This window comes from Paenibacillus sp. J22R232 (assembly GCF_056269165.1).
Map to the genome: position 1 here is coordinate 119,751 of NZ_JBWDNK010000006.1, position 25,506 is coordinate 145,256.

Sequence of the window (25,506 nt, forward strand, 5' to 3'; positions counted from 1 at the left end):
CAGCAGCAACTGCAGCTTGGCGTTGCTGTCTGTTTCCCTGCATGATTGAAATAGAAAAACATCACTTGGTTTCGCAAGGAAGAGTGCCGAATTCCACGCTGCCGTACAGAAGTGATGTCGTCACCATCATAGAACAAACGTACATCTTGATCAACTGCAAAATGTTAAACAACCGTTTTTTCAACCATTACGGTTTTTCAAGAATCAAACGACATGCTTGCTTCAACGAGATGGTATTTTACACAGATGCCACATCTTTCATGTTTGATCATTTCTAGACAAACAAAGGCCGTTAGATATGGCATGAACCATATCTAACGGCCTAGTCTTACAATTTTATCGGCTTACTTTACTACGACGCGCACTCGGCATAAGTTCGGCACCTGCGTAAAGTGATCGCTGCCGCTCCTGTTCGAAGCTGCCCGCAATACGACAAAATACGTGCCTGGCTTGGAGAATGCGTACGTTCCTTCAATGACGGCTTGCGATCCCTCTTCGTTCAAATGGCGTATATGGGCCTTAACCGGGAAGTCAGCCTTCCCTTCAAAATCCCATTCCGCGGCAACGATCCTACCCGTATTCGGCGGAACTTCGACTACCGCTTCGAAATGAACGGTTTCGTGAACCAACGCTTCTGCACGTTCACTGCCATTGGCCGTGAGGGCTATGACGGGTTGAATGCCTTTGCGGTCCGCCGCGCCGGAGGGAACCACGACTTGTCCGTCTACAACTTCGTAGTTGGTGCTGGCTGGAGGAACAATGCCCCGCTCCACCCAATCGCTCAAATCCAGAAGCGCCTGATGCAGTGCCGGTACATATGTCACGATATGAAGCCCGTCTAGCGCGCCGTTCGAGCTCGTATCCGCGTGCAAAGCGTGATCCACATACCAGAGCCTGAAGCTTTCATCCAATTTCTCGCCTAAATGTTCTTGTACTTTGCTGCGATACCAGTCCGCTTGCCAAGGGAATGCGCTCTCGTCCAAGAGTGTCTGCACGACGATCATTTTTCCTTGAAACCGGCCGCTTTGCACGGATCCCGCGCCCCCGAAAGCAACGGCCGGCCCCACGAGAAACGAACGCTGCGGATACAACGGATCGCCGTTCTCATTCCTGAATTGATCCCATACCGCATAGTCGCTGGAAGGAACCTGGTGCCGGTGATAGGTTTGAATGGCGATGTAATCCGAGTTGTCGAGCACGATTTCGTCGCCTGCTTTCACGGCTTCCAAGGCTTGAACCGACGCGAAGAAGCCGAATGCCGAACCAATCGTGACAACGTTCCCGTCAACCCGACCGAGCGGGATTTTCAGACCTGCCGCCTCACCTGTAGTGACCCTGATGAACGCGCCATCGAGATAAGCCTCCCCACCCGGTACGCTCTCCACTTTAAAATAAGGAATGCTCTCCTCCGCTTCCGTCAGCATTTTCCAAGCTTCGTCAACCCCCATATTGCTCGCTGAAGAGGACTCCGGCGTCCCTTGCTTACGCGGTCGCACAACCTCTGATATGACCGTCTTGAATTGGAGCCGGGCCTTTGAAGCCGAGCTTTCGGGATCGGCTCCAAGGTACCCGGGAACAGTCCAGTACTCATCGAAATAGCCTGCATCCATCTTCATCACGGCAGGCGTCAGAACCTTAAGGGCGCCGTCCCCAATCTCTTCGTGAGCAAACCATGCTTTGGGAGGAAAGCCCAATCGCGTTATTTCTTCAAGGGCTTGCCGTTCTTCCTCGTTCAAGTCGGCATACATGTCCCCGCTGCCTCCGGGCTCGATCGCGTCGATAATGCCAGGGAATTTATTTTTGAGAATTCTCATGGCGTGGACGCGAGCCGTGAACACGTTGGGGATCGCCATAGGCGTCCCGATGACGAACGGCACGGCACCGTCCCATATGCCGGTCGTATTTTCCAAGAAGCTCATCGTTTTGAATCCGCCGCCGCTTCCGCCATAAATGTAGCCGTATGGACGATGCGGTCCGAACAGCTCTACCGCTTTCACCCGCGAATATAGCGCCACCGCAGCGCTTGCTCGATACACGAGCGTAACGTCAGAGGATGCGCCGCCCATATTGGTTTCTACCAGGTAAGAGCCGCTGGTTATTGCAAAGCCAATTTTGTTGTCAATGCCTTCCACCTGGGATTGAGCCGCGTTCTCGCTGCCTTGCACAGGATAGACCGGTTGAAAGAATCGTTCCTTATAGTTCTCTTCGAGCGGAAAATAAAACGAAAACCTCGTTTCGGTGCCTGTGAATCCGCCATGCATATACCGGTGGCGCACGGGCTCCTCCCTCCACTCGTCAATGTCGACATAAGGACTCTGGAATTGAGGGTTCTGTTGACCGTCATATAACGTATTTTGGTTGTTTGCTTGATTCATATCATGAATGGACATTAAGCATTTCTCCTTCTTTCCGCCAGTTCTTTTGAAATACGCGACTGCTTCTCCTCCGTCAGATCAAACCAGACCATGCATATGGCGAATGCGCCGAACAAGGCAGGGAGCACCCCGATCAATATTTTCAGCCCGAACAATGTTCCGTCGCTTTGCACCACGTCCGGCACGTATCCGATCACCGTCAGCGCTCCTGCCGCGATCGCCCCGGACAACGCCGTCGCAAAGGTTTGGATAAAGCCGTTGAATGAGCTCATAAACGCATTTAAGTTCAGCCCGCTCTTCCACTCGGTATAATCGATCGCCGCGGGCATCATCACTCCCTGCGCCGGGCTCGCGAATCCGCCGATAAGGCTGGTGATTACAGATACCGCAATAAGCATCACGAGGCCGGTCGTGCTGGATGGGATAAATAAAAAGACTGGGCATGTTAGGAGATTGATGAATACGCCTGCGAGTACCGTATTTCTCAGTCCGAAGCGCCTAATTACCCTTTGGCTGAACGCTACTCCGAACAGCGTAGGGATGAGGACAACGATTCCTATGATCGCCATTAAACCTTCATTGTTGAAAAAATATTTGTAAAAATGAATTTGGACCCCGGAACGAATACCGGAGGATATGGCGCTCGAGAACAAAAAGACATATAAAATGATCGCGTATTTGTTCGAGAACGTAGCAGCAAACATCTGCCTGAAAGAAGGCGATTTTTTATCTTTTTTTACGGCTACAAGATATCGTTCCTTCACGCGTACCGATTGGAAAACGGATATCGCAATGGTTATGGCTGCCGCTGCTGCCATGAAAACGGAAAAGCCCTTGCTATCATCTCCTCCGCCTAACGCTTTGTACAAAGGAACCGTTCCCACCTGCACAATTAGCGCACCAATGAGAATGAACAGAAAACCGAGCTGGGCGATCGTGATTCGCTCCTCGATTCGCTTGGTTACGGCCGGCACCACGGCTTGGCTGGGGATCGTTATGACGGAAGCGAACAAACTATAGATCACATAGGTCACGACAGCGTAGACCATTTTGCCGGATTCGCTTAAATCGGGAACCGTAAAGGTTAACCATCCTGAGATGGCGAAAGGTACGCCCAGGATAAGAAACCAAGGCGTATATTTCCCCCATGGCGTGGTGATTTTATCCAGCATCGCTCCAAAAATCGGAGCCAGCAGCGCATCCGCTATCCGGGAAATAAGGAATAAGGCCGCTATAAAAGCCGGATTGATTTTCATAAAATCCGTGTAGAAAAACAATAAGTACATTTGAATCATTTGATAATGAAACGTATTGGGCGCATTCCCGATGACCAGCCCAATCTTCTCGCTTAATGTAAGCCTCGGCCGTTCGCCGCCATCGTCAATCTCTTGTCCAATTACCTCAGCCGCTGCCATAAATCTCCCCCTCATGATGCATTCATGTAAGCCTTTACATTTGAATTATGCCACATGCAACCTTTCAAGTATGGTATGTTACGTATATTAATTGTACGAAATGAGGATGAAGGAATGGATTCCGCGGGAGATTTAACTGAACTGGGCTACTTGTGCAAATACGTTCATGAAAGCTTGCAGCTGCCTGTTTTCTGCAAACGGACGATCGACAACCAGCAGGAATTCATCTGGAGCGCCGAGCTTGCCGCTCATCCAACGTATCCGGACTCAGCCGATCTCTTCCGGTTGGCCGCAGCGAAAGGAAAGAAATTAAACCGCCCGATTATTTTCGAGACCCATGATTTGGAGCAGTTTGCCGTAGTACCTGCGATGCGTAATGGGCAATGTCTGGCGGTCATCGTCATAGGTCCGACCATCAGACGGAATAACAGCGAATTAAACCGCGATTGGTTGATAGAGCACGGCATCCCGGTCCAGGATAGGCCGAAATGGGTGGAATATCTCACGAGCCTCCCGCATGTCGACCACTTTCGTTTCCTTCATATTTGCGTATTGGCGAACTGGATCGTGAATCGCGAGCCTCTTGACATTACGGACGTTATCCAGTCCACCATGCAATTCAGACTAACTGCTCAACAGCGGGAGAAGGAATTGGAATTGGCCGACCGGCGGGAGTATTCTATTTTTCATGATGGAATCGCTGGCGTGAATCAGATGTTGACACTCATTAGGCGCGGGGACAAAAAAGAGCTGATGAAACAATTGGTGAAAGCGACCAGCGGGAACAACCCGGTTGGGGTTCAGTCGAAACGAAGCCATATACGCAGCGTCAAAAACCTAGCGATTTGCGGAATAGCCTTAAGCAGCCACGCGGCCATCGAAGGAGGCGTGTATCAGGAGCTGGCGATGACGTTATGCGACCTGCATGTTCTGCATATCGAGGAATTGAACGAATTAGGCGCGATCGAGACCGCTGTTTTCACTGCCATTTCGGATTTTGCCGATCGAGTCAGCCAATGCCGGAATAGCAACCTGTCTAAGCCGGTCCAGATATGCAAAGAGTATATTTATTTGCATATCTTCGAGGAAATAACCTTGCAGCTGTTATCTGAGATAGCCGGACTTAACCCTCAGTATTTGTCTCAATTATTCAAGAAGGAAACGGGCTTGGCTCTGATGAGCTATATCCAGCGGGAACGAATCGAGGAAGCCAAGAAGCTGCTCGACCACTCGGGCGACACGATGTCGAGAATCGGTGAGCGACTAACCTTCTACGACCAAGCTCATTTCGTCAAAGCGTTTAGAAAGCATACGGGCATGACGCCGAAGCAGTACCGTAACCGCCAGCGGTTAAACCAATAAGGATGGCCGCTTCTTTATCCGCATGCAGCGCAAGACATCCTTCAAACGACAACAAGCCCTGCGCGTCACGCAGGGCTTTCTTTGGAGATTGCAAGCGAACAATCATTGATGCTAGATGCGGGAAAAGCGTGGCACGAGGTCCGATCGTCAAGCCTTGTCCGATTCTTTATTAATTTCGTCGATAGCCGAGGCCAAGAACGCTAGCCCAAGTCCCTGCCCCCAGCCCTGCGCCCATTTCCGGTCGATGCCAAGGTAGCCGGCGATATCGTTCATAACGGCGGTGCCGCCTGATACGTTCTTTACGCGGCCGTTATCCGCGATGTTCGCGAGTAAGCCGTCAAGAGCCTTCTGCACATGCTTCCCATGCAGCGGGTTTCCTTGCGTGATCATTGCCGCCGCGATGCCCGCCGTAGCTGACGCTTCCCCATAGGCTTCCGGATAATCAAGCACGGTGCCCCAGAGCCCGTCTTCCTTCTGCAGCTTCTTAATCGCAGCCAGCTGATCGCGCAATGAGCTCCATATATGCATCATCGGAGGATATAGGTAAGCTTCCGGCAATATGTTGGCCGCTCTGGACATCGTATAGGCCGCCCACGCGTTGGCTCGCGCCCAATACATGCCGGACATGTGATCCTGTTTGATATGGTTGTAGCCGTGATACCACAACCCGTCGTTCTCGTCCTGCAAGTAATTGATATGCCAGAAAAATTGATGCAGAGCGTCCTCTACGAGATGCTTTTTGTCAAACATGATACCCGCGCGCAGCATGAAATACGCCGCCATGAATAACGTATCCGCCCAGCACTGCTCAGGGAAATCGTTTTTGGCCGACACCGTGTGCTGGAGCACCCGGTCGCCGAAACGCAATGCTTTGTTTTCCAGATAATCGATTTTGCTGAAAATGAGCTCCGCATACCGCTCGTCCTTCGTTTGCTCGTATAAAGTGAGCAGCATATGTCCCATCGCGCAAGTATTGACCGTCCATACCGGAAGTCCAGCCTCGATGTATTCGTCCACCCAAGCGATCATTCGATCCAAATAAGCTTGTTCTCCCGTCACTTCATATGCCCGACTGACGCCGTAGTAGGCGACTCCGCCCGGCCAGTCCCATGTCAGGTCCATGCCGAACGTATACTCCGCCACGCGTCCGACGATTTGCTTCAAGTCGCTTTCTTTTGCGTTCATTTTCAACTTGACCATCCCTTCTTAATCAATACTTATGTTTAATTGATTTGTATGATAAAACCGCAGTATACTTTTTCATTGTAAACCTTAATTTAATGCGGTCCCATATAAAAATACAGAAATGGCATATAAGAATATGGAGGTTTCTCATGAAAAAACGAATCGTTCCGCCGTCCCCCGCGGAGCTGCTGCCGCTGCAGCTCGAATCGATTGGGGTCAGTCCCAAACAAGAGATGATGGACCGCCCGAATGGCTACCCCTATTTTCACTGGCTTCAAACGCTGGCAGGCGAAGGCGAGCTATCGGCGAATGGACGAATCTGGAAAATGACGGAGCACTCAGGGATACTGCTATCTACGGGAACGCCTCATCGCTACGAAGCAAAAAACGGCTTTTGGCATACCGGATTCATAACGTTTCACGGGAGCATGGCAGCAAGCTTCGTCCAAACTTTCGGATGGAAAATAGCGGAGCGCTTCCAGTGGGAAGCCGGCAATGACCGAATCTCGAAATTATTGGCACACATGCTAGTGACCGCCGAGTCTGGAGGCGACCCGTCGGGATGGCAATTTTCATCGGATTTGTACCGTTTCCTAACGCTGCTGCGAACCGATGCCCGAACGGATAACCGGCCGTCTATATCGAAGCGGCTGGAGCGGATTCAAATTTTGCTGGACTGGCTTGAAGCAGAGTTCGCCGATCCCGGAATCGGCTTGGCCGAGATGGCAGCCTTGCTCGATATCGGCGAGAGGCAGCTGAACGAGAAGTTTCGGGAGCTGTTTGGCCTGACGGCCTACGCGTACTTGATTCAACTGAGGATCCGGAAAGCGAAGGAATGGCTTCCATCCCATCCTGACTGGACGATACGCCGAATTGGCGAAGCGGTCGGGTTCCGCGATGCGAGCCATTTCGTGGCGACGTTTCGCCGGAAGGAAGGCATGACGCCTGAAACGTATCGCAGGCTGTATGGTACGGAGACGAATTCATGACTCCATTGCGTAAAACTAGCTATACTTGGTCAGATCATGATTGGCTATTGACACAGACGTATTCATTGGTATACATTTGTATACATATATACAAGGAAATGATCAGATCTCTTTAAAAAATGCATTCACGTTCGAAAACAGGAGGTTATACTCTCATGAAACTTGATGAACGTCACGATCACAGGAAACGCGGAAGACATCACGATGGACATGGCGGCAAGGGACATAAGCATGCGGGAGCTCAGACATTTCGCCGCGGGCGGGCGCTTGAGTTTTTGCAGAGGTTGGACGTGAAGCGCACAACATTAATCCAACAGCTAGAACAGCCTGAATTGAAAGCTATCCATCAGGTTATAGCCGGAGAGTTAAAAGCAATTGAAATGGTACGGAACGAGTTTATCGATCTATTTGGCCTTCATGATGAGAACATAATCGTCGGAAGCGAATTCGATGAGAACCAGTCATCTGCTGCTCCACATCAAGGTGAATCGGAAGCAGGAAACGGGGAAAGCGAATAAATCCCTACAAGGCGCTAACCTGCAGGATCATATTTTTAAAAAACACGAAACCACAAGGAGGTTCTTTAACTTGGATATTATAGAAATCATCTCATCCCGCCGCAACATCAAAAACTTCAAATCTGATCCGGTGAATGTAGAACAAATGAATACATGGCTGCAAGCCGCCACAATGGCTCCTAATCATAAACTGACCGAGCCATGGGAAGTGTATTGGGTCGGTGAGGAGACAAGAGCAAAGCTCAATCACAAAACCAATTTCTTCAATGCCCCTATCGTTATTGTCATAGTCTCTAAGCATGGCGCCAACGAAATGGAAACGAAAGAAAACGCGATTGCCACTGCTTGCTTCGTGCAAAACTTCAACTTAGCCGCATGGGCAGAAGGAGTAGGGACATTCTGGTCCTCCATGGCAATGGCTCCAAAAATGCGGGAAATTCTAGGTGTCCCAATAGACTATGAGGTTATCGGGATATTTGGTGTAGGTTATCCAGAGGAACTCAATCCGCCAAGAGAGCGCATAGCTATTCAACAAAAAATGAAGCACCTTTCGTAAAATAAACAGGAAAAACGCCCTTGGACAATAAAAGGGCGTTTTTTGTTATTTTATATGCCAGGCCATCCTTACATCCGAATAGCTCCAACGACAGCATGCGGAACGTACGTCTCCTCCAGCGAAGCAATTTCCTCTGGTGTCAACGTTATGGACAGCGATGCAACCGCATCTTCCAGATGGGACATTTTCGTTGCGCCGAAAATCGGAGCCGTTACCGGTTCCTTCTGCAATAACCAAGCAAGGGAAATTTGAGCGCGGGGAACACCGCGTTTTTCTGCGATTGCTGCAAGCCGCTCTACTACGGATCTGTCTGTAGGGGCAGCCGCATCGTACTTGGATTTTTGGGCTAGATCCGTTTCGGAGCGGTATGTCGATTCCGACCAATCACGCGCCAACCTTCCCGAAGCGAGCGGGCTGTAAGGAATGACGCCGATCTTTTCTTCCTTGCACAGCGGCATCATCTCTCTTTCTTCTTCGCGGTAGATAAGATTTAAATGGTTTTGCATGGATACAAACCGGGTCCATCCGTTTTTTTCGGCTGTAAACAATGCCTTCTGGAACTGCCAGGCAAACATGGCAGATGCACCAATGTATCTGGCTTTGCCAGCCTTCACGACATCATGCAAAGCTTCCATCGTTTCTTCAATCGGGGTATGGTAATCCCAGCGATGGATTTGATATAGGTCTACGTAATCCGTCCCGAGTCTCTTAAGGCTCTTATCTATCTCGCTCATAATTGCCTTGCGCGAGAGGCCGGCGCCGTTTGGACCTTGATGCATGCGGAAATGAACCTTCGTCGCAATGACGATTTCATCTCGGTTCGCATACTCTTTCAAAGCGCGGCCAACGATTTCTTCGCTTGTTCCGTCTGAATATACATTCGCGGTATCAAAAAAATTAATGCCAAGCTCAAGCGATTTTTTGATAAAGGGGCGGCTCTGCTCTTCGTCAAGCACCCAAGGATGCGTCCAACGCTCCGCTACGCCATAGCTCATGCAGCCAAGACAAAGCCGAGATACGTCCAAGCCTGTATTTCCGAGTTTCACGTATTCCATTTCATTGTTCCTCTCTTTCAACTTCCTATTTTTTTCGTCAATTGCCGCTACCCGTTCCCTCGACGATCGTGTTTTCTAAGTCATAGATGTAATGGCGGCAAAACTTGTTCGCAATAGCCATCTCTTCCTGCACCTGCGCACCTCCGGAATCATATGTCGCCTGCCGTTGGTATATAGTACCACTAATGCTGCAAGTGTCAATATTTTTTACCTTCCTGCTAGAGAATATTACGTTCGGTCTGCGAGCAGCTTTGTTGCGACAAAAAAGAAGAACTACCCTTTACGGATAATTCTTCCCGGAACTATTAGGAAAACGCCATGCCATTGCGCAATCAAGCCTCCTATTGCTGCTTATGCTACAGGGATTATGCTTTCCTCTACAATGGCGAACCCCCATCTGTCTAACTCGATTTGCTCGCCCGAAATGATGTTCCGGCCTGACAGCAGCTCTATCCCGTTCCCATGAGGGTAAGGGAAGGACTTTGAATCGCTTGAATAGTTAAAGTAATATCGGATGGTCCGCCCCGCTTCATTCACTCCGCTCTTGACGATCAACGGGAAGCGAAGGTCCTGGTCAGGACCGTATAATCCTGCCGCTTTGCAAGCTCTCTCTAACACCTTGCCCGCAACTTCAGGACTTGGCATGCAGCCGATGTAAGTAGCCGTGCCAAGGCCGTGCCGGTTTTCCGTTATAGCCGCATAAGTCCCCCAGTGGGGATGGTCATACCATGCGAGGACCTCCGCCGTTGTTGGCGTAAGAAGCTCCATCCACACCTCGACGCGGTTTGACTCCTCTACGACGTCAAAAGGATTTCCCTTTAGCGAAACCTTGTTGGGTTGCACGAACTGACTATACCGAACGCCGCAAGCCTTCTCTATTATTCCGGGCTGCATACCCGTCCGGACCTTAATATGTTCGTTAGCGAACCCGCTCTTGAACGTGTATACGACATGGCCGCCATTCTCCACATATTGGTTTAGCTTCTCCAGAAGATTATCTGAAGCCGCGTAAAGCGCCGGCACGACGATCAGGTCATACTTCTCAAACCTTTCGGCAGAACTTGGATTCAATATATCGCAGCCAATATTCATCTCATACAGCCGGTCATAGAGCAAGCGTACGATTTCGTTATAGCCTACTTCTCCTCCTGGCAGCTTAAACCATTCAATCGCGGTTAACGCTTCATTGCTAACCAGCAATGCGGCACGGTTTTCCTTTTTCAAATGAATGAGCTGGGAAGACAGCCGCTTGAAATCCCGGCCAATCGTTATCGCTTCTTCATAAGTCGGATTCGTGCCCATGTCATGGCTGAGCAAGCCTTTCCAATACGTTTCGATGGAATTATGAATCGAATGCCAGTGCCAATATTCGACCATATCGGCACCGGAAGCCAGATGGCTAAAGGCTTGAAGCCGCAGCTGTCCGGGATACGGCGTCCAATTCGGAAAGGCTTGCGCTTGTGTCTCAAGCACATAGTAATTACTCCCCTTCAGGGAACGGGTAGAGTCGCCTCCAAACGAGATTTCCTTGCCTGTCAGCTCATCCTGCGAGGGATGATAAATATCTACGCCTGCAATATCGAGTGCCTTCGCCGCTTCGAAGTGGTCTACGTCCTTCTGGACGCCAAATGAATAGCCCCGCCAGTCAAAATCGAAGTTATGCGTCACAAACTGATCAGAACGTTTATACTCATTCACAATGGAAACTTGCCATGCTAGAAATTCGGTAACCAATTGACGCTGGAAACGGGAGAACTCGGCACCGAGACTGCCATTGATCGTACCGACGGCAGACGGGAAGTCTTCCCAGCTATTTATTCGGTTGCTCCAGTAATCGAGGCCAAAATGCTGATTCAGACGCTCTACCGTACCGAACTTTTCTTTCATATATTTAATGAACCGAAATTGAACATTAGGGCCGCTCGTCCCGTAATGCTTCGTTTCGTTGTCCACCTGATAACCAATAACCGCGGGATGGCTGCATACCCTTGCAATCAGCTTGCGAATGATCCTCTCCGCATAAAAAAGATAAGTCGAATTGATGATGTCCATGTTCTGTCTGGCGCCATAACGGCCTGGTCCGTTCGGCGTCTCGGCGAGAACGTCAGGATGCTCTTTAACCATCCATGTCGGCACGGCATACGTCGGCGTTCCGACGATAACATGAATGCCAGCCTTATACATAGCGTCCAGGACGCGGTCAACGCTCGTGAAGTCGAAGATCCCGTTTTGCGGTTCGTGAGTGCTCCATGTCGATTCAGCAATGCGCACGAGATTAATGCCTGCGGCCTTCATCATACGAATGTCTTCCTCAAGCCGCTCATAAGGCATATATTCGTCGTAATAAGCTACGCCGTATAATAATTGTTGCATTTTCCGTCTCTCCTTTTATGGCATCTTATTTTTTGGTCACTTTTATTTTAATGGATGATCGATCGTGTATAAATGACAAAAACATGCGACCTCTATTAAAATATTGTCATTACTATCATTCTAATCAACTAATGAATAGTGTTATTATTAGTAATCATATAAAATATTGCGATACAAGGAGATCGTCATGAACGAACATATCTTTCTGCCTAAGCCGCTATTCACAAGGCATGTTTGCTTTCCAGATTATATCGGCGGTTTCAGCGATTATCCCGATCATATCGTCAACCGTGAATTTCAAACCAAAGAATTTGATCTCCATCGCAACTATAATTTGCATATCGTGCTGGGTGGCAAAGGTTACCTGGTCACGGAAGGTAAACGTTATGAGGTAGTGAAAGGTCAAGGCTTTTTATATGGGCCCGGCATGCGGCAACGATATCATTCGGATACCAGCGAGCCTTGGAGCATTCGGTGGGTTCATTTTTTCGGGGAACGGCTAGAGGAGCTTTTAGATGGCAGAGGCCTTGACGAGCCTTGGTTATTTTCCTTAACTGACTTATTGCCCATCGAGAGCTTAATCCATACATTGCTAGCATTAGGCAGAACGTATCAGATTGATGATGAATATGCCGTAGCTGCTGCTTTGTACGAGCTTTTAACAAGGCTCCAAACAACCTCTGACCGACTGAATGTTCCGATTAATTATGCTTCCGATAAAATCCGTGCCGCAGCCAATTACGTTCGGACCCATAGTCATGAATCTTTCTCTATCGAAAAAGCAGCCGCTCTCGCCGGATACAGCACGCATTATTTCAGCCGTAAATTTGGCCAGACGTTCGGGCAATCTTTCCCGGATTTCTTGCTGGAATCCCGCCTTATCCAAGCTAAACGCCTGCTTGCTTCAACCCGGTTATCCGTTAAGCAGATCGCACTCGAAACAGGCTTCTCCCAAGCGAGCTACTTTAGTTCCTGCTTCCGACAGCTTGAGGGAATGACGCCTTTAGACTTTCGAAGCATGCATCTTATCGGCGAAGAGCAATAGCGAACGACAAAAGAAGCGGATGTCTGAGACGATCCGCTTCTTCATTAAGAAAATGGTAAAAACAGTTATTGCACGCATGCTTTTCGCAATCATTTTAAGACATGGTAGGCTATCGTTTTAAGCTTTTTTTCAAATATTGCTCGCTATTACGTTGTTCCGGCAGCTTTACTTGTAATGGTAACTTTTCCTATTTGCGGATTCCAAGCGTTGGTCGTGTTTTGCATGAAAACAATTTTCAGGTACTTGGTCCCCGCTGGCAGCGATTCATTAAAGCTTGCTTTATTCCAATTTCCAGATGTGCCAAGCAATTCATTTTTTATAGGTGTAATTTGCGTGTAGGTGATATTATCCGGCGACGAGTAAAAGTGAAAGTCTGTGATTGGCTCACTAGGCAAATACCAAGAATCTATTGCAAACTTTTCCATGTCCAGGTTTGCAAATGACTTGTAGACGATATGCTCATTCAAGTTTTTATACCGTGCCACCCTGGATGCGTCGCCTTCCATCCTATGCGCATTTGCCGTGTCAAACAACAGGCTTGCCGTGCGGGAAAATATATTCGTGTAATCATTCAGGTCATCGACTACCGTCACCGTACTGATCGGCGGAGAAGGCGGTGCTAACGGATCGTACTGAATGGATAACTTATGGGATCTCCCATCCTTAACTTGTGTGTTAACTTCGAACTTGAGCGTAGGACTGAGCTGCAAGATCGTGACTGACGGGTCTTTTGCAAGAACAGAAATACCGGATTTGGCAACTTCGTACGTAACCTTGTTCTGCAAATGCGTCGGATCGGAAACGGCGATATCCAGTACCCCCGCTTGCTCCTTCAGCATGATAGAGGAAGCATTATACGCGACAAGATCGCCAGCAATGCCTGCCGTCCAGAAATTAGCGCCCGTAACACCCAATGCTTTATCCTTCACCGCTTGCACATTCGGATCATTCACGATAATTTCAATATCCGGATTGCTGCTGTAAGCGGCCGTTTGCGCTGCATTCTTGTTCGGCAGAAGGACGTAAGCATAATCCTTATTGACAGGGTTAACGCCGTGATCAAACCAAAGCGTCGCATATTTTTTGGTTACGAAACCGAGTCCCGTGTTGCTTATGTCCAGCCAACTGCCTTTTCTGGCTTCTCTCAGCCCTTTAATTGCCGCAGGCTGCGGGAAATAATATCCGCCTGTGCCTTCCAAATACACGGATGAGACAACGGTCATATCCTCCTTCCAGCCGAGCCCCGCCGGTTTGGCCACTCCATTAACGACCAGCTCCTCGTTCCCGTTATATTGGACCGTATGATGCAATGGATTCAACACCGCTCCAAGCGGATTAGGCGCATAGAATTGAATTTCTGAGAGCCGGTTGTAAAGATCGGCATCATTCCCGTGGAATACGATTTTCATATATCTAGCCGTTGTATCCGGAAAATCATAAGCGACTATTTCCGAGGTCAACACATTGTTCTGGCCGCTGAATACAGTCGTCCATGTGGCGTCATCGGTAGAGGCTTGAATGTCAAAAGAATAATGCCTTGATAGGCCAGCAAAAAAGCTTATTCCCGCATATCCGACCTGCATGCTGCTGCCAAGGTCATATTTCAAAAACTGTCCATCGCCTAACGATGAATACCGCGTAAAAATATCGGAATCGATCGTTTCTAGACGGTTCGTCGTAGACAGCGCGGTCAAAGGGGCCACCGAAAGCGGGATAATGACATTCCCCTGCGTATTCGGAGCATAAATATGAAGCTCGTTCATGTGGATAAAATCGTTCGATGTATTTCCATAGCCAATAACCTTTACGTATCTGGCCTGAGTGTCAGGGAAATCGTACACGTTCATATCCGCCGCGCTTCCCCCTGTCGTTGACTCGCCGCTAAAGACCGTGGTCCATGTGGTATTGTTGCTCGACACTTTGATATCGAATGTGGTTGCTCTAGCTGTCTGGCTGAAGAAGTTAATACCCAAATACCCGATTGGCTGCACTTTGCCAAGGTCATATTGGATCCACTCCCCTTCGCCTAAGGAGGACCATCTGGAATCCAAGTTGTTATCCAGCGTATTGTGCGGCAGATTGCCATCGTTTCTGCTGTCGCTTACGGCATATACTTTATGCCGCAAAGGTTCATTTGCGATTGGAGTAGACGCTGGAGAATAAATATCAATTCCCTTGGCCGTGCTCGCTTTGTTTAGCATCCGATTCTCAATCGTCGTCTCGATTTTCCTGCCGTCCGTGCTGTTGATTCCACTGCCTAGGGCGACAATTTCATCGTCAAACATAAACCAGGATTTTTTGGCTTTCAGCGAGTTGCCTGCCGCTTTCAAGTCCATTCCGGCGGTTGCGTAGGATTGGAGCAGCTCCGTTCCCCCTGTCCATGTATTGGGGCTTAAATAATTCATGTTCGAATTATTGGCTCTCGTCATCGTATCCACCGTTGTGCCGGGCAAACGGTACAAGTTAACCGTTGGCCAATAATCGGTATATTGTATGAGGTCTTGATTATATAGGTATGTCATGCCTTCGCTCGTATACCAGCCCTTTTTATTATCGCCGATGCCATCCGTTGAAATGACGGATTCGTAATTGGCCATACGTTTCGAGGACATGCTGACACCGAATCCAAACCCCTCCTTCAGATGGACCGCTCTATCCATCCCCGCGAACACTTTCGTCAATACCTGCTCGCCTCTCGGAGTGACATTCGGGTCATTCAACACGGACTTTGCCAATAGCATAATGCTCAAATTCAGATCTTTATAAAATCCGACCAAGCTATTCTGCTGCATCCAATACTTCACCATTTCTTTCATTCTCTGTCCATCGGCAGGTGGCGCTGACTCCGATAACCGCAATATCGCACCCATAATTCTATGTCCCGTCACCTGATCTTGATTGTAGGATCTAGCAATCTCCCGGCCTCTAACCATATCCATCATGGCACCTTTGTATATCAAAGGCTCATACGAGTCATATACCCATTGGTACACATTGTCTAGTCCCGCGTAAGTCGGATACCATTGCGAGCCGCTCAGCAGGTAGATGATATTCGAGATATCCTGAATCAGGGCTGCTCCGTACCCGCCATTATAAGCAAAATTCAAATGCTGCACGAAAGAGCCGTCTTTGTAAAAGCCGTCTCCTGATGTGACGTAATCCATCACTTGGGATAACGCATCCCTTGCGTTCGACAATTTGGTATCCGATTTCAGAATAATGCCTTGCACGGCGAGATAGGAAGCTTTCCAGACGCGGTTAGCGCCCGTAATTTCCGCACTCGGAACATTAGGATTATGCATCGTAACCTTGGTATGATCCGGCGAGAAATGTTGAATCATGCTCATGTAATTGGTTATTCTCTCCGGTGTCTCCATCAATTCATCATACATGAGCAATACGGCATCCGAGAGCTGTATCGGCGTACCAATCTCCAAGTCATACCAGTTAAGCCACGTATGCTCCGGATACACCGTTTCATTGTAACGATTCACATGCATCCATTCCAGAGCCTCGAGAATATCCGTTTTTAGTGCTGCATTGCCATAAAGACTTGAGCCGACGCTCTTATAAGCGATTGCCATCTCCTTGATTCGCAAATAGTTCTGCGTCAAATACTTTGGATTGCTAATTAAATTGGCTTCATGAATATCCTCCCACAAATAAAGCCTGTCAGGCGTCTTATTCAAGCTACCCCAGCTGGTTTGATCCAGCATATTGACTTTATGGGCCACGTCCGGATCAGAGGTATCATATCCTGTTCCTCCGGTCAGAGTAGCCATGTACTTGATTCTTAGTTCGTCGTATGCGTCATTCGTGTCTGCGCTTACGCTTATATTCAATGTACCCGCTTGTCCAAAAACCGAGAAGATTAGAGCCAAAATCAAGAGAATGCCTAGCCTTGGCCAGAATTTTTTCAACATACGAAACACCGTTCCTCTCAAATTAAACGATTCATCATTTTTAGTGCTCCTAACATCTTCCGCGCTGTTTTGTCTGCAGCCTTAATTTGAATGCGTTTTCATTTTGCGTGAAGCCTATTCGTCATCCGTACACCCCCTTTCGACTTTCATTATTTCATCCAATATGAGGATTGAACATGGCTGCTTTTCAATAACATGAACTTATATTAGCCATCATGAGCAATGAAAAAGGGAATCCATTATATGGACTCCCTTTTTCATTGCTCATGTATCTCAACCAACCAACTTCTACGCTGTTCCGTTTATGCAATTAGTCCCCGATAGGCTCGTACGTAAAGACAGACGCCTGGAAGGGATTTCAAGTAAGCAGTGTCGAATATGTAAATGGCAGATCCCTTGCTCGAAACAGCTTCAAACCATCCGGAAGGAGTGATCCTACTTGCGGTTCCTGAGAGCGGATATTCGCCAACCGTTAGCATTTATTTCAGCAGGACATTTGCATTCGCGTCGCTCTTGGACACATTCCCGCCGCGTGATCGACAGCTTCGAGATTATAATCGGCGTCAAGGGAACGCAGTATATCCAGCAGCAGAACGATCGTTTCGAAGTCGGACCGGGAAACGCGCTGCTTATTTTGCCAGGCGAAACGCATTTCGGTTACCAGCCGAGCGAAGGTGAGCTTACGTTCTACTGGGTGCATTTCCTATGTCCCGGGAACGCAATCATTTGCAAGGAGGAGGAGTGGCTGGAGGATAGGATCCAGAGGGAGTCCGAAGGGCAGCATGCGGTCAAAAACGAATATGCGTATTTGCCTCTATTTTTCCGATGCGGCCATCCAGACAAAATTGATATCCTGTTCCACCAGCTTCAGCATTTGGCCAATTCCAAGCTTATTCACCATTCTGCCCTGCACTATAGGATGACTTCTTTATTTTTGGAGCTTGCAGAGCAGGCGGATTCGGGCCATGCAACCGGCGCCCTCATACCGCCTGATCCGTTGGTTGCCGAAATCGTAGAATGGATTCGCATCCATACGGCGGAGCCGCTTACTGCTTCCATTATCGCTGACAAATACGGCTACAACCGGGACTATCTTTCCAGACAATTCAAGCGCTTTTTGGGCAGAAACCTTCATGAGTATATTTTGGCGCAAAAATTGTTCAAAGCAAAGTCACTGCTGGCCGGAACCAACCGTACCGTCAAGCAGATTGCGCATGACGTAGGCATCCCGGACGAAAAATACTTCATACGCCTCTTTCGCAAGCATGAGCATCTTACACCAACCGGATATCGCAATGCCTACTATCTGAAACATATGAACGTCGAATAAACGCTCATCGCAATAGAAAGCCTTCGCCAAGCTCATCCAGCGGATCAAGAATGAATTCGCACGACGCGACCAATCTCGCGCGTGCGGTCAAAACCAAGACTAATTCCAGGTCACGTTCTTCAATACCGTCTGTTGATAAGATCATGCATTCTAATAACCCGCCTGCAGGACCAAAGAAGCGATGGGGGACATTGCAATTCGCCCCTTCCCCGCGAAGCTTAGCGAGCATCGCTCCGATCGCGGCCATGTGTGGAGCGCGCACTAAACTACCATCGCGGCCGATCGCAGCGAGCACCCATTCCATGCCATTCTTCTCCTCCGCGAGCACCGTTGTTTTACCTTCCGCGCAGCTTCCTATATATTTTTCGATCTCATAAGCGTTGCGGGGATGAAGCGACAATCCGGCGTCAAGCGCCCGAACAACCCTGTAGGAAGCTAGCTCGGACGAAGCCAACCGGTAAACGGCAGACCGTCTGGTTTCACTGTCCGTTGGACCAACTGCAATCGATCCGCCCTTCGTCTCAAATACGATTCCGTCCGCGTTTGCCAATAACCCGGTTTCCGTCATAGCCAAAGCTGCGCAGAGCGCATCCATTCCGTCAACCAGGCAAGTGCCTTCCGAATCGAATACCATCAAGCCGTAATCGCCTTTTCGCGATGAAGTCACGACACCGATTCGCATTGCAGCATGCCCTCTCGGCTCATGCTGCAGCCAGCGAAGCGGCGAACGTTCCGCTTGCCATAACCGCAAAGCTTTTTCCGACAGCGTTTCTGCCTCGCGGTATTCCGCGACATCGAACAGGACCCGCAGCGGCCAGCCAGCGACATGTACGTCCAACGATTTGGCCATTCTACTAAATTTCATGTTTGGGCATTCTCCCCTCAGTGATCGTTTGGAGGTACGAACAAAAAACCTTCGTTCAACGGATCTTCCGGATCGGAATAAAACGTGTGCATGCCCATCATCCTTGCCGAACCGGCAATTTCCGTTACGACGGCCTGCTGCCTGCCGATCATCGTCTGCTCCAACACCCTGCCTTTGAAAAGCGAGCCGACAATGCTTTCGTATACGAACGTCTCGCCAAGAGCGATTTTCCCCTGCGCAAACAGCGCTGCCAGCTTAGCCGAAGTGCCCGTGCCGCAAGGCGAGCGGTCGATGCCTCCCGGAGGCACGACAACCGCATTTCGTAAATCCGCGTCTGGATGACTGGCATCGCCATAGAACTCGACATGCGTTACGCCTCGTATAAACGTAGATTCCGGATGCTCAATGACCAAGCTCTTGTTAATCGCTTGCCGAATGTGAACCGCTTGCCGGATAATAGCCGCCGCATTCGAGGGTTCAAGCTGCAGCCCGCATGCGCTGGCGTCTATAATCGCGAAGAAATTGCCGCCGTAAGCAATTTCGCATGCCATGTCTCCGAGACCCGGAACGTAAACGCTGCTTACGCTGTGCAGGAATGCCGGTATGTTACGGAACGCTACTTGTAGAGCGACCCCATCCTTAACCGTCACCTCCGCGCGAACAAGTCCAGCGGGCGTATCCAGCCTAATAACCGTTATCGGCTCCTCTACCCGTACAAGTCCGCATTCGACCAATGCCGTGCAAAAACCGATCGTATCATGCCCGCACATCGGCAAGTAGCCGCCTGTTTCAATATAAATGACGCCTACGTCTGCTTGTTTATGACAGGGCGGCACCAGGCATGCTCCCGACATCACCTCATGCCCGCGAGGCTCGTTCATCAGCAGGCGCCGAATGCCGTCATGATTTTGTTTCATATCGAGCATCTTTTCCGCCATCGTTGCTCCTTCAAGCTTCGGCATTCCGCTAATAATCGTTCGGGTCGGATTGCCTCCAGTATGGGTGTCAATGGTGCGATACACTTGCGCTGCGTTCATGTCCGCCATCCCCTTCTCTCTTATTGAACCGGCCGAATCTCAAAGGCTCCGCCGGAATGCATGTCGTCTTGGCAGCCGTGAGCAATTCCGCCATAAGCTTACCGGTTACGGCAGCCAGGCTGATGCCGTCTCCTTCGTGTCCAGCCGCAATATAGAAGCCTGGCAACTCTTCGACCTCTGATACGATCGGCAAATGGTCGGGCGTCCAAGGCCGCAAGCCGGTATACGTGCGTATGATTTGAAAATCGGACAGTGCGGGATAAAAACGGAGCAGCCGCCTGGCCATGCAGGCGATGACCTCCGGCTGTACTGTCGTATCGAAACGGGCAAACTCCCTGCTGGAGCCGATCAGAAAGTTCTGGCTCTCGGTCGGCTCGAAGACGAGCGCCACGCCGTATTGTTCCGTCAAGCGGTCGACTTGACGGGTGCCGCCGAATTTGGACATCAAATAACCGAACTCCATTACCTTTCGCATGCCGACAGGCTGCTGCCTGGAGGCGACAATGAGATGCCCCTTGCGCGGAGTTATCGGAACGTCTACACCGACCATCCCTCCGATCGTTGGTGCCCAGCAGCCAGCAGCGTTGACAACCTTGTCCCCGACCCACGTGCCTTGGTCCGTTTCGACAGCATAACCATTTCCGCTCAGTTTCGTTACGTTTTGCACGGTCGTCCCCAAACATATTTCCGCTCCGAGGCGCCTCGCCCCGTCGGCAAGCGCATAGGTCAGCAAATAGGGATTTACCGTCGAATCGGAGCCGCATTCCAGGCCGCCGGGCAAATCGTCCGCGAAATAGCCCGACTCCTGGCGTATTTCGTAACGGTCGAGCATCCGGAACGGGAGCCCCAGCGCAGCTTGCCTCGCCACCCAGCTTCGCGCTGCTTCCATTTCCGCTTCATTCTCGCATACGAACACGCTGCCGGGAGCCCGGTATTCGAACGGCTGCGCAAGCTCCCGTGCCAGCTCCGCAACGATGCGCTGGCTCTCGATCGACATCAGGCTATCGAATCCGGGCTCCTTGTCGATGACGAGAATATTCCCGTCACATCGCGAAGAAGTACCTTGCGCAAGCTCACCCCGTTCTAGCATGGCGACGGACAATCCAGCTTTGGATGCAAAATAAGATACGGACGCACCAATAATGCCGCCTCCCAAAACAAGCACGTCCGCATGCCGCTTAATAGTCATGAGCTTCACCTACCGATACATATATTTACACTTTCTGTTTACAGTGTAATAATTAAGATACACTCTTCAAGGGAGGGACCCTCGTTGCAACCAACCGCTTCCGCGCATAATCAGTTAGATCCATTCCATGATCTGATCGGAGAAAGTCCGGCTTTGCTCTCTGTTATCGATTTGGCGCGCGGCCTCGCCCATACTGCTGCCACCGTCACGCTAACGGGAGAAACCGGCGTCGGCAAAGAAGTGTTCGCAAGGGGAATTCATTCTCTTCGCGAAGCGGCCGGCTCCCCGTTCGTTGCCGTCAATTGCGGCGCAATGATGGCTAGCCTTGCCGAAAGCGAGCTATTCGGCTATGAGAAAGGCGCGTTCTCCGGAGCAGATCCGCGGGGCAAATCCGGCAAGGTCGAGCTCGCCCGCGGCGGCACGCTATTTCTGGACGAAATCGGGGAGCTGCCGCTCGATTTGCAGGCGAAGTTGCTGCGTATTCTCGAACACCGCGAATATTATCCGGTCGGCGGAACACGCAGCCTCCACTCAGACTGCCGATTCATTGCGGCAACGAATCGCGATTTGGCCCAGCTTGTGGAACACGGAAAGTTTAGGGAGGATCTGTATTACCGGTTAAATGTAATTGAGCTGAACATTCCGCCCCTTCGTCACCGTCCCGAGGATATTCCGCTCCTCGCCGAGCTGTTCGCGAGACGGTACGGCTGCACCGTGCCCTTAGACGACGGATTGCATTTGCTGCTTGCTCAGCATCCATGGCCAGGCAACGTCCGCGAGCTCCGTAATGCGATCGAGCGCCTATGCGTGTTGTCCGCAGGCGGCTCGCTTAAAGCCGAGCACCTGCCTCCCGCTGTACTGCGCAGCGCCGCTCATTGGTCGCCGCCCTCCGAGGCGCAAGCCAACCTAACCCCTTCGTTGCCAAAGCAAGGTGCTTTATCCGATTGGCTGGCGGATTATGAACGCCGTTTTATCGAGTCCGCGCTCCAGGAAACAAGCGGCAACAAGCAGGCAGCCGCCCAACTTCTAGGCATTTCACGTATGACGCTCTATAAGCGCATCCGCTCGCTGTTCGGAAACGATTCAGCGCACTAAAGGCGTATTAATTGTTTCGGTGAACGATTCAGCGCACTAAAGGCGTATTAACCGCTTCGGAAAACGGGTAAGCTGCTCTGCGAAGCCATCCTTATTTACATAAAGATCATCTTCAATCCGAACCCCTCCCAAGCCGGGGATGTAGATACCCGGCTCGATCGTCAGCAGCATACCGCTGACGACGGGCTGTTCATTCCAGCCGTGTACGGAAGGCGGCTCGTGGATCTCGATGCCAAGGCCGTGGCCGACGCGGTGAGGAAATCGCTCTCCGTAGCCGCGGCTTCTAATCCACGACCTTGCCGCTCCATCGACCGACGCCAGCGGTGCTCCTACCTGCAGCGCGGCAATCGCCCTCCGATTCGCCTCCAGAACCGTTTCGTATATCCGCTCCTGCTCCGCCGTCCCTTGACCGACAAGGAATGTCCGAGTCATATCCGATAAGTAGCCTTTATGAACGACACCCATATCAACGAGCAGAATATCGCCCTCGACGATTACGTATTCCGAGGTTTCTCCATGAGGCAGCGCAGACCGTTCGCCTCCTAGCACGGTCGTCTTGAAAGCAGGGCCATCCCCTCCTGCCAGCATAATCTGCCTATCGATTTCCTCCGCAAGATCCCGTTCCTTCATCCCTCGGCGAAAAAATCGTAAAGCGGCTTCAAGAGCAGCGTCCGCGAAGCCTGCCGCTGCCTTCACGAAATCCGCCTCTGTCCGCGTCTTGCAGCCACGCATCTGCCCAATATCTCCGTCGATATCCACGAATTCAGTATCCGGCCACAAATGAATCAACTGTTCAGTCATTTTCCAGGTCAGTGTTTCTTTTTCGATGCCGCAGCGCCGAAACTGCCCGCCGCAATTTCCACTTAACGCTTCGGTCGCAGGCTTCCCGTCTGGAATGGGCACTAGCCTATCGATTCCTTGCGCCATGCTTGCCTTTGTCTCATCCAATTCGGGAACAAACAATATCGTCGTTCCGTCAGTCTTTATCCATAGCGCCATAAATCGTTCCATAGGATCCGATCGGAATCCCGTCAAATAAGCGATAGACGCCGGCGATACCACGAGTGCCGCCCCTATGGCCTTCTTCTCCAGCTTCTCCAAGAGCATGCTCCTTCTGCTTCGGTACAGCATATTCAAATTGAATCCCACCTTATCAAGCGGATTGAGACGGCGTCGGCCCTCGTCATATTAGAAGCTGCAAAAACGATGCCACGGGCTCTACTATTGCGAACTTTTCTATATCTTTTTGGGATGGCACGAAATTTGCATCTTCTTAAAGTATCCAGAGAGATCAACAAGGAGGCTGTCTACATGAACGAAGCATCGATTATCGTTTGCAGATGCGAAGAGGTTACATTGGAGCAAATCCGTGAGACCATACGCCAGCATGGCTGCTCCGCGCGCGAGACAAAGCTGCGGACGCGTGCTGGCATGGGAATATGCGGCGGCCGTACATGCCGGCCTTTGCTCGATCGATTGGCGATTAAGCCTGGAGGAGACTTTCCTTCCAATCTGCCGCTAAAGGTCCAGCCGCCGGTTCGACCGGTATCTTTTGCCGATTGGGGGCAATCATGATGAGCTACGGCAGAATCGAACACCATCCCGTTCTCGGCCCTCTCCCACCCGCGGAAACCGTCTCCTTTTCCTTTGATGGGATATCTTATAAAGCGCGCGAAGGCGAGAGCATCGCCGCCGCGCTGCTTGCTGGCGGCATTCGGACGCTGAGGCTCCACGAAGAGCACGGATCGCCTAGAGGCATTTACTGCAACATCGGACATTGCATGGAATGCCGGGTAACGATTGGCGGCAAAAGCGGCGTTCGCGCTTGCCTAACGCCGGTTAAGGACGGCATGGACGTTCGTTCCGGGACCGTCCTTCCAACGCCGTTCCGGCGAATGGCGGAGGAAGAGAGGAGCCCTTCCATATGAATTCCGTCTATGATCTTATCATCGTCGGCGCGGGACCAGCAGGTTTGGCTGCAGCATGCTCTGGTGCACAAGCCGGATTGAAGGTGCTCCTGCTGGACGAATTCATGAAGCCCGGCGGGCGCCTGCTCGGCCAATTGCATCAGGAGCCTGGCGGTGCCTGGTGGAACGGCATTCGGGAGGCTGAATTGCTCGTGCTCGGTGCGCGGGATGCGGGCGCGCATATTCAAAGCGGAGTGTCCGTAACCGGTTTGGATCGGACGAGTGATAATGGTTGGACGGTATGGACGAACCTAGGCTGTTATCGTGCGCCTTTCGTCCTCCTCGCTACCGGCGCTGCCGAATCGGCAAACCCGCTTCCGGGATGGACGCTTCCCGGCGTGATGTCAATCGGGGCCGCGCAGGTGATGACGAACGTACAACGCGTTCGCGTCGGCAATCGAGGCGTCGTCATCGGCATGAGCGTACTCGCCATGGCCATCGTGTCCGAGCTTCGACTTGCCGGCATCGATTTGGCTGCGATCGTACTGCCGCCCGGCAATGCGCTTAGCGGCAAAGCCTCCGATCCCGAAGCCGTACTCGGCTCGTTGCTGCGCTTCGCGGACTTAGCGCCAAGCGCGATGCTCAAATATGGTGCGAAGCTTCTGCGGAACAGTATGCTGCGCAAGCTCGCGTTGACCTTTTTCCCTAAACAAGGAATACGTATGCTAGGCGTGCCTCTTCAGCTTCGCCGCTGCGCGATCGAGATTGTCGGAAGGGACGCCGTAGAAGGCGTCCTCATCGCTGACGTCACAGCGAGCGGAGAACCTATTGCCGGCAGCGAACGTTTCGTGGAAGCCGACTTCGTCTGCATCGCTGGCGGGTTGTACCCGCTTGCGGAGCTGGCCGCGGTCGCCGGCTGCCCTTTCCGTTATGTGCCGGAGCTCGGCGGGCATGTTCCGGTGCATGGCGAGAATATGCAAACGCCGCTTCCCGGTCTCTACGTCGCCGGCAACATTACCGGTGTAGAGAGCGCCAAAGTCGCGATCGCGCAGGGAACAGTAGCCGGCTTATCGATCGCAATCAACGCTTCAGCCGAGAAAGCTCCCGGTGAAGCCGAAGTCAAAGATGCCATGGCGCAAGTCAAACGGACAAGAAGCGAAGCACTCATTCAGTTCCATCCTGATATCGCCCGCAGTCGAGCGAAGCTGTACCAAACCGAAAACGTCTAACGACCATGCAAATAAGCCGCCTCAGGGTTTTTCAACCCCAAAGGCGGCTTTGTCATGC

Annotated in this window: 20 protein-coding genes; 10 read left to right on the forward strand and 10 right to left on the reverse strand. The window is 50.9% G+C overall.

All coding sequences use genetic code 11. The features are described 5' to 3' along the window. Window positions 1-344: 344 nt before the first annotated feature. Window positions 345-2,390 (reverse strand): hypothetical protein, encoded by a 2,046-nt coding sequence (locus tag AC0YN3_RS19505; protein WP_475776639.1) that lies wholly within the window; start codon window positions 2,388-2,390, stop codon window positions 345-347. Further along, a complete protein-coding gene (locus AC0YN3_RS19510; protein WP_475776640.1) occupies window positions 2,390-3,790 on the reverse strand; it encodes a glycoside-pentoside-hexuronide (GPH):cation symporter in 1,401 nt (466 codons plus the stop codon). Before AC0YN3_RS19510 ends, AC0YN3_RS19505 begins: the two co-directional genes overlap by 1 nt. Window positions 3,791-3,904: 114 nt before the next feature. Here AC0YN3_RS19510 and AC0YN3_RS19515 point away from each other — a divergent pair, with 114 nt between their 5' ends. After that, a complete protein-coding gene (locus tag AC0YN3_RS19515; protein ID WP_475776641.1) occupies window positions 3,905-5,152 on the forward strand; it encodes a helix-turn-helix domain-containing protein in 1,248 nt (415 codons plus the stop codon). A 147-nt stretch (window positions 5,153-5,299) separates the two neighbouring features. Here AC0YN3_RS19515 and AC0YN3_RS19520 read toward each other — a convergent pair whose 3' ends face one another. After that, window positions 5,300-6,337: a glycoside hydrolase family 88/105 protein gene (locus AC0YN3_RS19520; protein WP_475776642.1), complete on the reverse strand. Its 1,038-nt coding sequence runs from the start codon at window positions 6,335-6,337 to the stop codon at window positions 5,300-5,302. A gap of 149 nt (window positions 6,338-6,486) precedes the next feature. Here AC0YN3_RS19520 and AC0YN3_RS19525 point away from each other — a divergent pair, with 149 nt between their 5' ends. From AC0YN3_RS19525 to AC0YN3_RS19535, 3 genes are all read left to right on the forward strand, one after another. After that, window positions 6,487-7,326 (forward strand): AraC family transcriptional regulator, encoded by an 840-nt coding sequence (locus AC0YN3_RS19525; RefSeq protein WP_475776643.1) that lies wholly within the window; start codon window positions 6,487-6,489, stop codon window positions 7,324-7,326. A gap of 155 nt (window positions 7,327-7,481) precedes the next feature. Further along, entirely contained in the window at window positions 7,482-7,844 is a 363-nt protein-coding gene (locus AC0YN3_RS19530; protein ID WP_475776644.1) for a hypothetical protein, read from the forward strand. Between the two features lie 70 nt (window positions 7,845-7,914). Further along, window positions 7,915-8,400, forward strand: a complete 486-nt coding sequence (locus tag AC0YN3_RS19535; RefSeq protein ID WP_475776645.1) for a nitroreductase family protein — start codon at window positions 7,915-7,917, stop codon at window positions 8,398-8,400. Window positions 8,401-8,468: 68 nt separating this feature from the next. Here AC0YN3_RS19535 and AC0YN3_RS19540 read toward each other — a convergent pair whose 3' ends face one another. Next, window positions 8,469-9,455 (reverse strand): aldo/keto reductase, encoded by a 987-nt coding sequence (locus AC0YN3_RS19540; RefSeq protein ID WP_183568612.1) that lies wholly within the window; start codon window positions 9,453-9,455, stop codon window positions 8,469-8,471. Between the two features lie 351 nt (window positions 9,456-9,806). After that, window positions 9,807-11,828, reverse strand: a complete 2,022-nt coding sequence (locus AC0YN3_RS19545; protein ID WP_475776646.1) for a beta-galactosidase — start codon at window positions 11,826-11,828, stop codon at window positions 9,807-9,809. Between the two features lie 187 nt (window positions 11,829-12,015). Here AC0YN3_RS19545 and AC0YN3_RS19550 point away from each other — a divergent pair, with 187 nt between their 5' ends. Beyond that, window positions 12,016-12,873: a helix-turn-helix transcriptional regulator gene (locus AC0YN3_RS19550; RefSeq protein ID WP_475776647.1), complete on the forward strand. Its 858-nt coding sequence runs from the start codon at window positions 12,016-12,018 to the stop codon at window positions 12,871-12,873. 146 nt (window positions 12,874-13,019) lie between these two features. Here the strand turns inward: AC0YN3_RS19550 and AC0YN3_RS19555 are convergent, their stop codons facing one another. Continuing rightward, a complete protein-coding gene (locus tag AC0YN3_RS19555) occupies window positions 13,020-16,796 on the reverse strand; it encodes a polysaccharide lyase family 8 super-sandwich domain-containing protein (RefSeq protein ID WP_475776648.1) in 3,777 nt (1,258 codons plus the stop codon). A gap of 439 nt (window positions 16,797-17,235) precedes the next feature. Between AC0YN3_RS19555 and AC0YN3_RS19560 the strand changes: the two genes are divergently transcribed. After that, window positions 17,236-18,126: an AraC family transcriptional regulator gene (locus tag AC0YN3_RS19560; RefSeq protein ID WP_475776649.1), complete on the forward strand. Its 891-nt coding sequence runs from the start codon at window positions 17,236-17,238 to the stop codon at window positions 18,124-18,126. A 4-nt stretch (window positions 18,127-18,130) separates the two neighbouring features. Here the strand turns inward: AC0YN3_RS19560 and AC0YN3_RS19565 are convergent, their stop codons facing one another. The 3 genes from AC0YN3_RS19565 to AC0YN3_RS19575 are packed head-to-tail and all read right to left on the reverse strand — an operon-like array spanning window position 18,131 to window position 21,217. Beyond that, entirely contained in the window at window positions 18,131-18,991 is an 861-nt protein-coding gene (locus AC0YN3_RS19565; protein ID WP_475776650.1) for a proline racemase family protein, read from the reverse strand. Window positions 18,992-19,008: 17 nt separating this feature from the next. Beyond that, entirely contained in the window at window positions 19,009-20,028 is a 1,020-nt protein-coding gene (locus AC0YN3_RS19570) for a proline racemase family protein (protein WP_475776651.1), read from the reverse strand. Then, window positions 19,997-21,217: an NAD(P)/FAD-dependent oxidoreductase gene (locus AC0YN3_RS19575; RefSeq protein WP_475776652.1), complete on the reverse strand. Its 1,221-nt coding sequence runs from the start codon at window positions 21,215-21,217 to the stop codon at window positions 19,997-19,999. Before AC0YN3_RS19575 ends, AC0YN3_RS19570 begins: the two co-directional genes overlap by 32 nt. A gap of 84 nt (window positions 21,218-21,301) precedes the next feature. Between AC0YN3_RS19575 and AC0YN3_RS19580 the strand changes: the two genes are divergently transcribed. Beyond that, complete coding sequence (locus AC0YN3_RS19580) at window positions 21,302-22,312, forward strand: sigma-54 interaction domain-containing protein (protein WP_475776653.1); 1,011 nt, start codon at window positions 21,302-21,304, stop codon at window positions 22,310-22,312. Between the two features lie 36 nt (window positions 22,313-22,348). Here the strand turns inward: AC0YN3_RS19580 and AC0YN3_RS19585 are convergent, their stop codons facing one another. Then, window positions 22,349-23,443 carry a M24 family metallopeptidase gene (locus AC0YN3_RS19585; RefSeq protein ID WP_475776797.1) on the reverse strand — a complete coding sequence of 365 codons (1,095 nt, stop codon included), beginning with the start codon at window positions 23,441-23,443 and terminating at the stop codon, window positions 22,349-22,351. Window positions 23,444-23,623: 180 nt separating this feature from the next. On the opposite strand from AC0YN3_RS19585, the gene AC0YN3_RS19590 reads away from it, so the two are divergent. The 3 genes from AC0YN3_RS19590 to AC0YN3_RS19600 are packed head-to-tail and all read left to right on the forward strand — an operon-like array spanning window position 23,624 to window position 25,448. After that, a complete protein-coding gene (locus AC0YN3_RS19590) occupies window positions 23,624-23,887 on the forward strand; it encodes a (2Fe-2S)-binding protein (RefSeq protein ID WP_475776654.1) in 264 nt (87 codons plus the stop codon). Next, window positions 23,884-24,240 carry a (2Fe-2S)-binding protein gene (locus AC0YN3_RS19595; RefSeq protein WP_475776655.1) on the forward strand — a complete coding sequence of 119 codons (357 nt, stop codon included), beginning with the start codon at window positions 23,884-23,886 and terminating at the stop codon, window positions 24,238-24,240. Before AC0YN3_RS19590 ends, AC0YN3_RS19595 begins: the two co-directional genes overlap by 4 nt. Then, window positions 24,237-25,448: an NAD(P)/FAD-dependent oxidoreductase gene (locus tag AC0YN3_RS19600; protein WP_475776656.1), complete on the forward strand. Its 1,212-nt coding sequence runs from the start codon at window positions 24,237-24,239 to the stop codon at window positions 25,446-25,448. The genes AC0YN3_RS19595 and AC0YN3_RS19600 overlap by 4 nt, the downstream gene beginning before the upstream one ends. Window positions 25,449-25,506 lie beyond the last annotated feature (58 nt).